Consider the following 14800-nt stretch of genomic DNA (forward strand, 5'->3'; position numbering starts at 1 on the left):
CACTCTGTTTAGATAAAATAAATTTATCTCAACTCATGTAATGTAACGGTTTCCACCGCCCTAGCCTACTCAAACGTATTTTTCGGCTAAGGACTCAAGGGGGCACTTCCATGACTACTGTTAAAATCACTTTCACCAATGTGATTCTCTCTGGGTAACGAGTAACCATTTACTTTTCCCTATCAACATTTTACCTATATGAATATTACTTATATATATTACAAATTAATCAAAATGTTAACCAATTATTTTTTGTAAACGAGCAATAACTTTTTCTTTTCCTAATAAAGTCATCGCTGCTGGTAATTCAGGACCATGACATTGACCAGTTGTTGCAACACGAATTGGCATAAATAACTTTTTGCCTTTTTGGCCAGTTAACTTTTGAACTGATTTCATTGCAGCTTTAATTGAATCAACTGTAAATTCTTCAGAAGCTTTAAGTTCTTCAACTAATGCTGAAAGTACTTCCTTCACTTGCTCTTCAGAAATAACAGCTTGCTCTTCTTCACCGAATGTTAATACTTCTTTGAAGAATAAGCTTGATAATTCTACAATTTCAGCACCAAAGCTCATTTGATCTTGATATAAAGCTACTAGATTTGTAACCCATAGATTTTCATCTGCAGTGCGTTCTTCATTTACAAAACCAGCTTTAATTAGATGTGGTAATGAAATTTCTACCACTTTTTCTAATGGTTGCTCTTTAATATATCGGTTGTTAATCCAAGTTAATTTTTGCTTATCAAACATAGCAGGAGCTGAACTTAAACGGCTAGGATCGAAAATCTTAATAAATTCATCTTTGCTGAAAATTTCTTCTTCACCAACTGGTGACCAACCAAGAAGAGCAATAAAGTTAAATAACGCTTCTGGTAAGTAACCAAGATTTTGATATTGTTCAATAAATTGTAATACAGATTCGTCACGTTTAGAAAGCTTTTTACGGTTTTCGTTTACAATTACTGCCATATGACCAAAATCTGGAGCATCCCAATTTAATGCACGATATACCATTATTTGTTTAGGAGTATTCGAAATATGCTCTTCACCGCGTAGAACGTGACTAATCTTCATTAATGCATCGTCAACTACTACCGCGTAGTTGTAAGTAGCGATTCCGTTCTTTTTAACAAGAACCCAGTCACCGATATCTTTTGATTCAAATTTAATATTTCCACGAACGATATCTTCCCACTCATACGTATCGTTTGCTGGTACTGCAAAACGAATAGTGTGCTCTGCACCCGCTGCTTCTTTTACAGCTCTTTCTTCAGCTGTTAAATGACGGCATTTTCCGCTATAACGTGTAGTTGGATAACCAGCCGCTAATTGTGCTTCACGTTCCGCTGCAAGCTCTTCCTCTGTACAATAGCACTTGTATGCATGCCCATTCTCAATTAATTCATTAGCATGTTGTTTGTATAAGTCTAGTCTTTCTAGCTGACGATAAGGACCGTACTCGCCACCTTTATCAGGACCCTCATCCCAATCAATACCTAACCAGTGTAAATATTTCGCTTGGCTTTCTTCGCCACCTTCAACATTACGTTCGATATCAGTATCTTCAATACGTAATACCATATCACCGTTAAAATGCTTAGCAAATAAATATACGTATAATGCTGTACGTGCATTTCCAATATGTAAATGACCTGTCGGACTAGGTGCATAACGAACTCTTACTCTATTTGACATTTATAGACACTCTCCACTGAATAATTAATATACTTTATTAGTTTAAGCCTTCTTTTGTAACAATACAACCGCTTGGGATGCAATTCCTTCTTTTCTTCCTGTAAAACCTAATTTTTCAGTTGTTGTTGCTTTAACATTAATACAATCAGATGTCGTTTCAAGCAGTTCTGCAATTCGTTCTCTCATTAATTGGATATATGGTGCCATTTTAGGCGCTTGAGCAATAATCGTACAATCCGCGTTAACTAACTCATAGCCTTTATCCTTAACAATATGAAATACGTGTTGAAGTAGTTTTGCTGAATCAGCATCTTTAAAAGCTGGATCCGTATCCGGGAAATGTCTACCTATATCCCCTTCACCTATAGCCCCTAGTAATGCATCCGATATTGTATGAAGAAGAACATCGGCATCAGAATGACCTAATAAACCTAATTCGTATGGGATTTCAATTCCACCAATAATTAACGGGCGATTTTCTGCAAAAGCGTGAACATCGAACCCTTGTCCAATTCTAAACATGTAAACACCTTCTAACCTCTATATTGTTCATAGATTGTTTCAGCAAAAAACAAATCTTCTTTAGTTGTTACTTTAATATTGTTATAGTCTCCATTTACTACAAAAACTTTACTTCCGTTCCATTCAACTAAGCTAGCATCATCAGTTCCTAAATAACCATTTTCGTTTGCTTTTTGATGCGCTTCTATTAAACATTTGTATGTAAAAGCTTGGGGAGTCTGTACTCCCCAAAGTGTAGAACGATCGATTGTTTCAACGACTTCTTGATCAATAACTTTCTTTATTGTATCTTTCATTGGAACAGCACAGATGACTGCCTCATGTTCATTCATCTTTTCAAGAATCCGTTCAATCACTGCATTTGTTACAAAAGGTCTCGCCCCATCGTGTACTAAAATAAAACTTTCAGTATCCTTAATTGAAACTAAACCATTATAAACACTTTCTTGCCTTTCTGCTCCACCTTTTACATAGGTTATTTTATTTTGAATAAAGCTTGGCAAATTTAAAGTTTCAAAGAACTGTTTTTCAGATTCCTTAATCGGTAAGATAATCTCATTGCAACGATGATCTTCGCCAAATACTTTTAATGTTAATTCAATAATTGGCGAGCTAATTATTTTTAGAAATAATTTATTATAGCCTGCACCCATTCGAGAACCAGATCCCGCTGCTGGAATGATGACCTTATATTGCATTTTACGTATACCCCTCTAACTTACTTTACTTTTGCAAAAATCATGCGACCAGCAGAAGTTTGTAGTACGCTTGTAACAACTGTCTCTACTCGTTTCCCAATTGATTCTTTACCGTCTTCTACAACGATCATTGTACCATCGTCTAAATATGCAACACCTTGTAATTTTTCTTTACCTTCTTTTACTACAAAAGCTGTTAATACTTCCCCGGGTAATACTACTGGTTTAATTGCATTTGCTAGATCGTTAATATTCCAAACTTTAATTTGCTGAAGTTCACTTACTTTGTTTAAATTAAAGTCATTTGTCACTAAAATACCATTTTTTAATTTAGTAAGCTTTACTAATTTTGCATCTACTTCAGGAACATCTTCAAAATCACCTTCGTAGATTTCAACTTTCATAGCTAGCTCTTTTTGAATTCTGTTTAGAATATCTAATCCTCTTCGTCCTCTATTTCGTTTTAACGTATCTGAGGAATCAGCTATATATTGTAATTCTGCTAATACAAATTGTGGAATCACAATTGTTCCTTCTATGAATCCAGTTTGGCATATATCAGCAATACGACCATCAATGATTACACTAGTATCTAAAATTTTAACTGGAATATCGAATGATGCATCTTGCTCTTCAGCAGCCTTTTTCTTGGCCTTTGAAGAAAGAGTAAATAAACTCAATAATTCTTCTCTCTTTTTAATCCCAACTTGAAAACCTAAATATCCTAATAAAATCGTAACAACTATTTGAATAATTGATGAAACATACTGTAATCTAATTGAGTCAATTGGCAATGAAATAAGAAATGCCAGAATAAGTCCAAAAACAAGTCCTAAACTACCAAACAAAATCATTGAAATAGGAGCTTTTAATAATTTCTCCTCAATATACTTGATAAACGTTACTGTTGGATCAACTAACCAAAGCGATAAAATAAAAAAGATCACTGCTCCACTTAAAGCTTGCACATAAGAATTATGCAAAATATTAGGTAACTCAGTTTTTAATAGCTTATCTAATAGTGGAAAAAGTACTAAACCTAAAGTACTTCCGACAAAAATATAAATAACTTGAACGATCCTCTTTATCAATTCGCCACCTCCTTTAAATAAATAATAACTCTATCTTAGACGAAATAACTTAGTTATGTCTATTGATATATAGTTGCTCCTGAATTCGTTTTAATCCTTCTTTGATTTTTTTTGCACGAATTTCACCAATTCCATCAACATCATCTAACTCAGCAAGAGTAGCTTTGTAGATCCCTTTAAGGTGCTTAAATCGCTGTGTTAAATTTTCAATCACTAGCGGCGGCAGTCTAGAAATTTTCATCAACATACGATACCCTCTAGGCTCTACCATTTCCTCAAGATTTGTGTTATTCGGATAACCTAGCAATTTAATAATGGCATGATCCTCTAACAATTCTTCATTTGCCAGTTCTTGGAGTTTTTGCAAAATACTTTTAGGATCTTGTTCCTTACTATAATGATAATCCTTTATTAAAAGTAATGCCTCCTCCTCAAGGTCCGAAATGATCTCAATTAACTGTAATTCAATCAGTCGTCCTTCATCACCAAGTTCAATTACATAGTTATTAATTTCATTTTTAATTCGAAGAACCATTTCAACACTATGTAAAACATTTACAACTTCAAATAATGTAACTAGCTCTTCAAATTCTAAAATACTAAGTGAAGTAATCCCTTGATTCCACACAATTTTATATTTTTCCAGAGTCTGAATCGCCTGATTAGCTTTTGTTAAAATTACGCCAATATCTCGCAGTGTATAACGCAAGTTACCTTTATAAAGAGTAATAACATTACGTCTTTGCGAAATAGCAATTACTAAGTTTCCTGTCTGTCTTGATACTCGCTCTGCAGTTCGATGACGCATACCAGTTTCTTTTGTAAAGATTGATTGATCTGGTATCAATTGTGCATTTGCTAACAGGATTTTTGACCCTGTTTCATTTAAAATGAGTGCTCCATCCATTTTTGCTAATTCATATAAGCTAGCTGGAGAGAAAGGGTCATTAATATGAAAACCACCATCGACCATTTCTTTTGTTTCATCATTAAAGCCAAGTACAATTAATCCACCAGTCTGTGCTCTAAGTACATTATCAATGCCATCACGCAATGGTGTACCTGGAGCAATCATTTCTAAAACTGGCAACATTGATTTAGCTTTTTGTTTTTGATCCTCCATCTCTACCCTCCTAACACGTATTTTAATGCTTCATGTACTGTATTAATACCTATTATTTCCATTCCTTCAGGAAAACTCCATCCTCCAATATTTTTTGATGGAATTATTGCTCTTTTAAATCCAAGTTTTGCCGCTTCTTGTACTCTTTGCTCTATTCTAGATACCCTTCGAACTTCTCCTGTTAAACCGATTTCACCAATTACTACATCTGTTGGATTAGTAGGTTTATCTTGAAAGCTTGATGCTATACTCACTGCAACAGCTAAGTCTACAGCTGGCTCATCTAACTTCAGTCCTCCAGCAACCTTTAAATAAGCATCTTGATTTTGTAATAAAAGGCCCATTCTCTTTTCTAATACAGCCATAATTAACGATACTCTATTATGATCTATACCAGTTGCCATTCGTCTTGCATTTCCAAAGCTTGTTGGAGAGACAAGTGCTTGTAGTTCAACTAGTACAGGTCTAGTACCTTCCATAGAAGCAACAACAGTTGAACCTGCTACTCCAAAAGGTCTCTCTTCTAAGAATATTTCCGATGGATTTAGCACTTCCACTAATCCTAACTCTTTCATCTCAAAAATACCAGTTTCATTAGTAGATCCAAAACGATTTTTAACTGCCCTTAATATTCGATATGTATGATGTCTTTCACCCTCAAAATATAATACTGCATCTACCATATGCTCCAGTAAACGTGGGCCAGCAATTGATCCCTCTTTTGTCACATGCCCTACTATAAAGATTGGGATCCCTTTAGTCTTCGCGATTTTCATTAATTCTGAAGTACACTCACGTACTTGTGAAACACTACCAGGAGCAGATGTTACTTCTTGTAAATAAATTGTTTGAATCGAATCAATTACAACAAAATCAGGAGACATCTCATCCATATATCGAGCAATATAAGACAAATCTGTCTCGGATAAAACATATAAGTTTTGTGTAGCGACACCTAGTCGTTCTGCTCTTAATTTTATTTGCTTCTGAGATTCTTCACCTGAAACATATAAAACTTTATGATCCTTTTTAGCCAATTGTGAGGAAACCTGTAAGAGCATCGTCGACTTACCAATTCCCGGGTCACCACCAATTAATACTAATGAACCTAAAACGATCCCGCCACCTAAAACCCGGTTAAATTCATCGAATGAGGTTTCGATACGAGTTTCAGTGCCAATTTCCACTTCCATGATTGAAATTGGTTTCGTTCCTTCTACTGTTGCGTTTGTATTAAATGTTAGCCTTCTTGAACTAGCGGGCTGTTCTATAAACTCAACCATTGTGTTCCACTCGTTACATGCAGGACACTTTCCAATCCACTTAACTGATTCATATCCACAAGACTGACAAACGAATTTAGTTTTATTTTTTTTAGCCATATGTATAGTACCTCTTTTGTTACTATGATTTTCTATATTAATAGAGTATGTATTCTAAGTCTATCCTAACGCTTTTTTGATATAAGAAAAAGGGCTTCACGCCCTTTTTCACAAATTAGATAACTTTACAATTAATTTGTTCAATTATCCTTCATAAAAGGTATGAACTTTGTAATTGCTTATTGATTTACAGTTTCAGCCGCTGATCTAATCAAATATTCATTATCCTTTACATCAAGAATAACTTTTCGGCCTTTTTCAACATTACCTTTTAATAATTCTTCGGATAAACGATCCTCTACTTGTTTTTGAATTGCTCTTCTCAATGGACGAGCTCCGTATTCAGCATCGAATCCTTCATCTGAAATTTTATCAATTGCTGCATCTGATAATTCTAGTTCAATTTCTTGTTCTTTTAAACGCTTCGTTAAGCTATTAACCATTAAGTGAACAATTTCTTTAATATGTTTCTTCTCTAATGAATGGAAGACGATTGTTTCATCGATACGGTTTAGGAATTCAGGACGGAATGCTTTTTTCAGTTCCTCTAATACTTTTCCTTTCATATCTTTGTAATCTTTTTCTCCATCGTTAATATTGAATCCAACATATTTATTTGTTTTTAAAGCACTTGCCCCAACGTTTGATGTCATGATAACAAGTGTATTTCTAAAGTCAACTGTGCGGCCTTTTGAATCAGTTAATCGACCGTCTTCTAATACTTGAAGTAGAATATTAAATACGTCTGGATGAGCTTTTTCAATTTCATCTAATAGAATTACTGAGTAAGGTTTACGTCTAACTTTCTCAGTCAATTGACCACCTTCATCATATCCTACATATCCTGGAGGTGCTCCTACTAAACGAGATGTTGCGTGTTTTTCCATATACTCCGACATATCAATACGAATCATCGCATCTTCATCGCCGAAAATTGTTTCAGCTAACGCTCGAGCTAGCTCTGTTTTACCTACCCCTGTAGGACCTAAGAAAATAAATGAACCAATTGGACGTTTTGGATCTTTTAATCCAGCTCTTGCACGTCTTACAGCCTTAGAAACTGCTACTACTGCTTCTTCTTGACCAATTACTCGTTTATGAAGAACACTTTCCATATTTAACAGTTTATCTGCCTCTGTTTGAGCAAGTTTTGTAACTGGAATATTCGTCCAAGATGATACAACATTCGCTATATCCTCTACAGTTACTTCTGAGTTTTCTTTACCTTGTTTCTCTTTCCATTGACGTTTCGTATCTTCTAATTGTTCACGTAATCTTTGTTCTGAGTCTCTTAATGATGCTGCTTTTTCAAATTCTTGACTTTGAACAGCTGCATCTTTCTCTTTACGAACTTCCTCTAATTTTAATTCTAATTCTTTTAAATTTGGCGGTGTTGTAAAGCTACGTAGTCGTACTTTAGAACCTGCCTCATCAATAACATCAATTGCTTTATCCGGTAAGAAACGGTCTGTAATGTATCGATCAGATAGTTTTACAGCTTCAATGATTGCCTGATCAGAAATTGATACTCTATGATGTGCCTCATAACGATCACGTAAGCCTTGAAGAATTTGAATTGACTCCTCTACACTCGGCTGATCAACTTGAATTGGTTGGAAACGACGCTCTAACGCAGCATCTTTTTCGATATATTTACGGTATTCATCAATTGTTGTTGCACCGATGCACTGTAGTTCACCACGTGCTAATGATGGTTTTAAGATGTTTGATGCATCAATTGCACCTTCAGCTCCACCTGCACCAATTAATGTATGAAGTTCATCAATGAAAAGAATAATATTACCAGCTTGACGAATTTCGTCCATTACTTTTTTCAGACGATCTTCAAATTCACCACGGTACTTAGTTCCAGCTACAACAGTACCCATATCAAGTGTCATTACTCGTTTATCTCTTAAAATTTCTGGTACTTCATTATTTACAATTTGTTGCGCTAATCCTTCTGCAATCGCTGTTTTACCTACACCAGGTTCACCAATTAATACTGGATTATTCTTAGTGCGTCGGCTTAACACTTCAATTACTCGCTGAATTTCTTTACCACGTCCGATTACTGGATCTAAGCGACCCTCTCTAGCTGATACAGTTAAATCACGAGCTAAGCTGTCTAATGTCGGTGTGTTTGCTTGATTAGCAGATCCATTTTGATGATTAGACGAGCTTTCATTGCTACCTAATAATTGAAGAACTTGTTGACGAGCTTTATTTAAGCTAACACCAAGATTATTTAATACTCTTGCTGCTACGCCTTCTCCTTCTCGAATTAATCCTAAAAGGATGTGTTCTGTTCCTACATATGAATGCCCTAATTTACGAGCCTCATCCATTGATAATTCAATCACTTTTTTAGCTCTAGGAGTGTAGTGTACTGTTTGAGCAACTCCTTGGCCACGTCCTATTAATGTTTCTACTTCTTGTTGTACTTTCTCTGGGCTTAATCCAAGTGCAAGTAATGCCTTAGCAGCAATCCCTTCTCCCTCTCGAACAAGTCCTAGTAAAATATGTTCTGTACCTATATTTGAGTGTCCAATTCGGATTGCCTCTTCTTGAGAAAGAGCTAATACTTTTTGAGCACGTTCTGTAAATCGACCAAACATCATAATTGGTTCCTCCCATATAATTAGTTATTTTTGTTAGATAGTCTTTCGCGTATTAGTGATGCTCTTTTAATATCCCTTTCTTCGGGAGTAAGCTGATCACCTACATACTGTTGTAAAATACCTGGTTGAGTTAATATCATTAATTCATGTAAAAAGTTTTTAGATAAACCATCAATTAAACCTAAATCAATTCCTAATTGTACATCCGATAAACACTTAGCACTTTCCTTTGTTTCGATAATTCTTCCGTATTTCAAAGTACCTAAAGAACGAAAGACTCGATCTTCTAAAAGAATTAAAGAAGTTCTGGCAAGTGCATCTCTTGCTGATTTCTCGTGTTTGATCAGTTGTTGAACAATTGTCGTTAAATCTTCTATTATTTCTTCTTCCGATTTCCCTAATGTTATTTGATTCGAAATCTGAAAGATATTACCTAATGCTTCGCTACCTTCACCATAAATTCCTCTTACTACTAAACCAAGTTGATTAATAGTAGGGATTAAACGGTTAAATTGTTTCGTGATGACTAGTGCTGGAAGATGCATCATCACTGATGCCCTTAATCCGGTACCAACGTTAGTAGGACAACTGGTTAAATAACCAATTGTTTCATCAAAAGCATATTCAAGCTGACTCTCTATATAATTATCAATATGATTCGCTTGAGTAAGTGCCTCTCTAAGTTGTAAACCTGGAAATAGAGCTTGAATTCTTAAATGGTCTTCTTCATTGATCATAATGCTAATTTGTTCATCCTGAGATAATATACATGCACCATGTACCGACTCTTGAACTAAATTAGGACTTATTAAGTGTTTTTCAATTAATACTCTTTTCTCTACTGGTTCTAACTTATTAATTTCAATATATTCAAAAGGTCCGTTTGGTAAAGCTGTACTACCTTCAAAATAATGTTTAACTAAATGACAAATTTCTTTTGCCTTGTCTTGACTAAGTAAAGCTGGATACAAATATGCACTGAAATTTCTAGCTAACCTAATACGACTACTTAAAACGATATCATCATCTGGACCTTCTTGTTTCATCCATGGACTGATGGCCTCATTAATAATTCGATTAATAGACATGTAACTTACTCCACCTCCTTTTGAAGGGCTTGTAAATCTTTTTCAATTTCACGAATTTCATCCCGTATCTTAATTGCTTGCTCAAAATCCTCTTTATCAATAAAATTTTGCATTTGAGATTTCAAGTCTTGTAGCTTCCTTTTCAAGGAGATCGCCCCATTAATCTTTTGAGGTATTTTCCCTGTATGCGATACATTACCACTATGAATTCTTTTAACAATTGGTTTCATCTGATCCATAAATGTTTCATAACAAGTAGAACAACCTAAACGTCCAATTTTAGTAAATTTTTGAAAAGTCATCTTACATCTAGGACATTCAATTTGGGAATCTTGATGAAATTTATTTTTCTTCATTTCATAAATACCAGTATTACCTTTAAACAATCCAGCTAACAAATCATTTACAGAATAACCACCTATTTCAGAAAAAATATGTTTATTGTTCGATTCATTTGCGCATTTCTCACATAAGTGAATATCTGTTTTCTCACCATTAATAATTTTAGAATAGTGTAATGTTGCCGGACGTTCTTGACATTCTTGACAAATCATTATGGGCAACCTCCATATTCTATTTATACTTTAAGCTTCTTAGCATTGCCTTGAACATTCTTGCTCTTAACTCATCTCGATAAGGTAAATTAACCATTATTACTGAACGATCTAATACACTTAACATCATTTTTGCTTCTCGCCCAGTAATTACATTTTTTTCAAGTAGTAGACGAATATAGTCCTCTGAGCTAGACTGTGCAATATTATTAGTAAAACTACTTAATATTTGATCAATCACGCTTGCTTTATCATGAAATTGCACTTTAATAATTCTAATATACCCGCCGCCACCACGTTTACTTTCTACTACATATCCTCTTTCTAATGTGAATCTAGTATTAATTACATAATTTATTTGAGAAGGTACACAATCAAATTTATTCGCTATTTCACTTCTTTTTATCTCGACATAATCTTTATCGGATATGTCAAAGTAGTGCATTAGATATTGTTCAATAATATCTGATATATTCTTCATCTATTTACCACCTTTACTGACTTTGACTATCTTTGACTATTATTATATTCCTTTCATGAAAAATTTCAACTATTATCTCTTTACCATTTTTTCCAAACGATACAGCTCTTAATCTTTTTACCTTTAAGAATTGTATAAATTGAATTGGTAGCCTAGAAGAAAAATTGACGTATTTTTCAATTTTGGGTATTAAATATAAGTGCTATATCCTCTCTGTCTTTACCTAAAGGCTCGCCAATCGGCGATTTTTCTTTATCAGTATATATATATATATGTTATACAATTCTTTTAAGAAGCTTTTTTTCCTTTTTACTTTTATTAAAAAAATTATTAACTTGCTCTATTTCGTTTGTTCATTTGAGCATTTTTAGATAACAAAAAAAACATCAGCCTAATAGCTGATGTTTTTGGTTACCAGGCGACGTTCTACTCTCACAGGGGGAAACCCCCAACTACCATCGACGCAAAAGAGCTTAACTGCCGTGTTCGGTATGGGAACGGGTGTGACCTCTTTGCCATAATCACCTGATTTATAGAGTTGTACTTCGTACCCTCAAAACTAGATAATGTCATTATCAAACTTGTTAGTTAAGTCCTCGACCGATTAGTATCAGTCAGCTCCACGTGTCACCACGCTTCCACCTCTGACCTATCAACCTGATCGTCTCTCAGGGGTCTTACTAGCTTAACGCTATGGGAAATCTCATCTTGAGGGGGGCTTCATGCTTAGATGCTTTCAGCACTTATCCCTTCCACACATAGCTACCCAGCCATGCTCTTGGCAGAACAACTGGTACACCAGCGGTGTGTCCATCCCGGTCCTCTCGTACTAAGGACAGCTCCTCTCAAATTTCCTGCGCCCACGACGGATAGGGACCGAACTGTCTCACGACGTTCTGAACCCAGCTCGCGTACCGCTTTAATGGGCGAACAGCCCAACCCTTGGGACCGACTACAGCCCCAGGATGCGATGAGCCGACATCGAGGTGCCAAACCTCCCCGTCGATGTGGACTCTTGGGGGAGATAAGCCTGTTATCCCCGGGGTAGCTTTTATCCGTTGAGCGATGGCCCTTCCATGCGGAACCACCGGATCACTAAGCCCGACTTTCGTCCCTGCTCGACTTGTAGGTCTCGCAGTCAAGCTCCCTTATGCCTTTACACTCTTCGAATGATTTCCAACCATTCTGAGGGAACCTTTGGGCGCCTCCGTTACTCTTTAGGAGGCGACCGCCCCAGTCAAACTGCCCACCTGACACTGTCTCCGAGCCGGATCACGGCTCTAGGTTAGAATTTCAATACAGCCAGGGTAGTATCCCACCGACGCCTCCACCGAAGCTAGCGCTCCGGCTTCTCAGGCTCCTACCTATCCTGTACAAGCTGTACCAAAATTCAATATCAAGCTGCAGTAAAGCTCCACGGGGTCTTTCCGTCCTGTCGCGGGTAACCTGCATCTTCACAGGTACTATAATTTCACCGAGTCTATGGTTGAGACAGTGCCCAAATCGTTACGCCTTTCGTGCGGGTCGGAACTTACCCGACAAGGAATTTCGCTACCTTAGGACCGTTATAGTTACGGCCGCCGTTTACTGGGGCTTCAATTCAGAGCTTCTCCCGTAAGGGATAACCCCTCCTCTTAACCTTCCAGCACCGGGCAGGCGTCAGCCCCTATACTTCGCCTTGCGGCTTCGCAGAGACCTGTGTTTTTGCTAAACAGTCGCTTGGGCCTTTTCACTGCGGCTCTCCCGGGCATACACCCAAAAGAGCACCCCTTCTCCCGAAGTTACGGGGTCATTTTGCCGAGTTCCTTAACCATAGTTCTCTCGCTCACCTTAGGATTCTCTCCTCGCCTACCTGTGTCGGTTTGCGGTACAGGCACCTATTTCCTCGCTAGAAGCTTTTCTTGGCAGCGTAGAATCAGGAACTTCGGTACTATATTTCCCTCGCCATCACAACTCAGCCTTATGATGTGCGGATTTGCCTACACATCAGCCTAATTGCTTGGACGCGCATATCCAGCAGCGCGCTTACCCTATCTTTCTGCGTCCCTCCATTGCTCAAACGGAAATGAGGTGGTACAGGAATATCAACCTGTTGTCCATCGCCTACGCCTGTCGGCCTCGGCTTAGGTCCTGACTAACCCTGGGAGGACGAGCCTTCCCCAGGAAACCTTAGGCATACGGTGGACGGGATTCTCACCCGTCTTTCGCTACTCATACCGGCATTCTCACTTCTAAGCGCTCCACCAGTCCTTACGATCTAGCTTCAACGCCCTTAGAACGCTCCCCTACCACTGATACCATACGGTATCAATCCGCAGCTTCGGTGATACGTTTAGCCCCGTTACATTTTCGGCGCAGAGTCACTCGACCAGTGAGCTATTACGCACTCTTTAAATGGTGGCTGCTTCTAAGCCAACATCCTGGTTGTCTAAGCAACTCCACATCCTTTTCCACTTAACGTATACTTTGGGACCTTAGCTGGCGGTCTGGGCTGTTTCCCTCTTGACCACGGATCTTATCACTCGTAGTCTGACTCCTATGGATAAGTCATTGGCATTCGGAGTTTGACTGAATTCGGTAACCCGTTGGGGGCCCCTAGTCCAATCAGTGCTCTACCTCCAAGACTCTAACACATAAGGCTAGCCCTAAAGCTATTTCGGGGAGAACCAGCTATCTCCGAGTTCGATTGGAATTTCTCCGCTACCCACACCTCATCCCCGCACTTTTCAACGTGCGTGGGTTCGGACCTCCATTCAGTGTTACCTGAACTTCATCCTGGACATGGGTAGATCACTCGGTTTCGGGTCTACGACCACGTACTATATCGCCCTATTCAGACTCGCTTTCGCTGCGGCTCCGTCTCTTCAACTTAACCTTGCACGGGATCGTAACTCGCCGGTTCATTCTACAAAAGGCACGCCATCACTCGTTAACGAGCTCTGACTATTTGTAAGCACACGGTTTCAGGTTCTCTTTCACTCCCCTTCCGGGGTGCTTTTCACCTTTCCCTCACGGTACTGGTTCACTATCGGTCACTAGGTAGTATTTAGCCTTGGGAGATGGTCCTCCCAGATTCCGACGGAATTTCACGTGTTCCGCCGTACTCAGGATCCACTCAAGAGGGAACGAGGTTTCAACTACAGGGTTTTTACCTTCTTTGACGGACCTTTCCAGGTCGCTTCATTTACCCCGTTCCTTTGTAACTCCGTATAGAGTGTCCTACAACCCCAAGAGGCAAGCCTCTTGGTTTGGGCTATCTTCCGTTTCGCTCGCCGCTACTCAGGAAATCGCTATTGCTTTCTATTCCTCCAGGTACTTAGATGTTTCAGTTCCCTGGGTCTGTCCTCAGTACCCTATGTATTCAGGTAAAGATACTACTCCATTACGAGTAGTGGGTTTCCCCATTCGGAAATCTCCGGATCAAAGCTTACTTACAGCTCCCCGAAGCATATCGGTGTTAGTCCCGTCCTTCATCGACTCCTAGTGCCAAGGCATCCACCGTGCGCCCTTTCTAACTTAACTAATTTTTAAAACTAATTGAA

General features: G+C 37.9%; 10 protein-coding genes, 2 rRNA genes and 1 other annotated feature (1 of these 13 only partly in view). All 12 genes read right to left on the reverse strand.

Annotation, left to right across the window (positions count from 1 at the left end; genetic code table 11):
• Positions 1-195: a binding site (T-box leader), on the reverse strand; it reaches 25 nt to the left of the window's first position.
• 42 nt (positions 196-237) lie between these two features.
• Positions 238-1698: a glutamate--tRNA ligase gene (gltX, locus tag V5E38_RS20625; RefSeq protein ID WP_499211314.1), complete on the reverse strand. Its 1461-nt coding sequence runs from the start codon at positions 1696-1698 to the stop codon at positions 238-240.
• Positions 1699-1740: 42 nt separating this feature from the next.
• The gene (gene ispF, locus V5E38_RS20630; RefSeq protein WP_056467343.1) at positions 1741-2220 is read right to left on the reverse strand and encodes a 2-C-methyl-D-erythritol 2,4-cyclodiphosphate synthase; all 480 of its coding nucleotides are present in this window, start codon (positions 2218-2220) and stop codon (positions 1741-1743) included.
• A gap of 11 nt (positions 2221-2231) precedes the next feature.
• Entirely contained in the window at positions 2232-2918 is a 687-nt protein-coding gene (gene ispD / locus V5E38_RS20635; RefSeq protein WP_499211315.1) for an IspD/TarI family cytidylyltransferase, read from the reverse strand.
• Between the two features lie 20 nt (positions 2919-2938).
• Positions 2939-4009 carry a PIN/TRAM domain-containing protein gene (locus V5E38_RS20640; protein ID WP_098232286.1) on the reverse strand — a complete coding sequence of 357 codons (1071 nt, stop codon included), beginning with the start codon at positions 4007-4009 and terminating at the stop codon, positions 2939-2941.
• A gap of 49 nt (positions 4010-4058) precedes the next feature.
• Positions 4059-5132, reverse strand: coding sequence for a DNA integrity scanning diadenylate cyclase DisA (gene disA / locus V5E38_RS20645; protein ID WP_069033593.1), 1074 nt, complete (start codon positions 5130-5132; stop codon positions 4059-4061).
• Positions 5133-5134: 2 nt separating this feature from the next.
• A complete protein-coding gene (radA, locus tag V5E38_RS20650; protein WP_499211316.1) occupies positions 5135-6514 on the reverse strand; it encodes a DNA repair protein RadA in 1380 nt (459 codons plus the stop codon).
• A gap of 179 nt (positions 6515-6693) precedes the next feature.
• Complete coding sequence (gene clpC, locus V5E38_RS20655; RefSeq protein WP_331224997.1) at positions 6694-9135, reverse strand: ATP-dependent protease ATP-binding subunit ClpC; 2442 nt, start codon at positions 9133-9135, stop codon at positions 6694-6696.
• A gap of 20 nt (positions 9136-9155) precedes the next feature.
• On the reverse strand, positions 9156-10223 hold the full coding sequence (gene mcsB, locus V5E38_RS20660; protein ID WP_335486018.1) for a protein-arginine kinase McsB: 1068 nt from the start codon (positions 10221-10223) through the stop codon (positions 9156-9158).
• 5 nt (positions 10224-10228) lie between these two features.
• Positions 10229-10777, reverse strand: coding sequence for a protein-arginine kinase activator protein McsA (gene mcsA / locus V5E38_RS20665; RefSeq protein ID WP_499211317.1), 549 nt, complete (start codon positions 10775-10777; stop codon positions 10229-10231).
• Between the two features lie 19 nt (positions 10778-10796).
• The gene (locus V5E38_RS20670; protein ID WP_069033588.1) at positions 10797-11258 is read right to left on the reverse strand and encodes a CtsR family transcriptional regulator; all 462 of its coding nucleotides are present in this window, start codon (positions 11256-11258) and stop codon (positions 10797-10799) included.
• Between the two features lie 413 nt (positions 11259-11671).
• A 5S ribosomal RNA gene (rrf, locus tag V5E38_RS20675) occupies positions 11672-11787 on the reverse strand.
• A gap of 55 nt (positions 11788-11842) precedes the next feature.
• Positions 11843-14780, reverse strand: a 23S ribosomal RNA gene (locus V5E38_RS20680).
• Positions 14781-14800 lie beyond the last annotated feature (20 nt).

This window comes from Rossellomorea sp. GAMAL-10_SWC (assembly GCF_049568075.1).
GTDB lineage: Bacteria > Bacillota > Bacilli > Bacillales > Bacillaceae_G > Gottfriedia.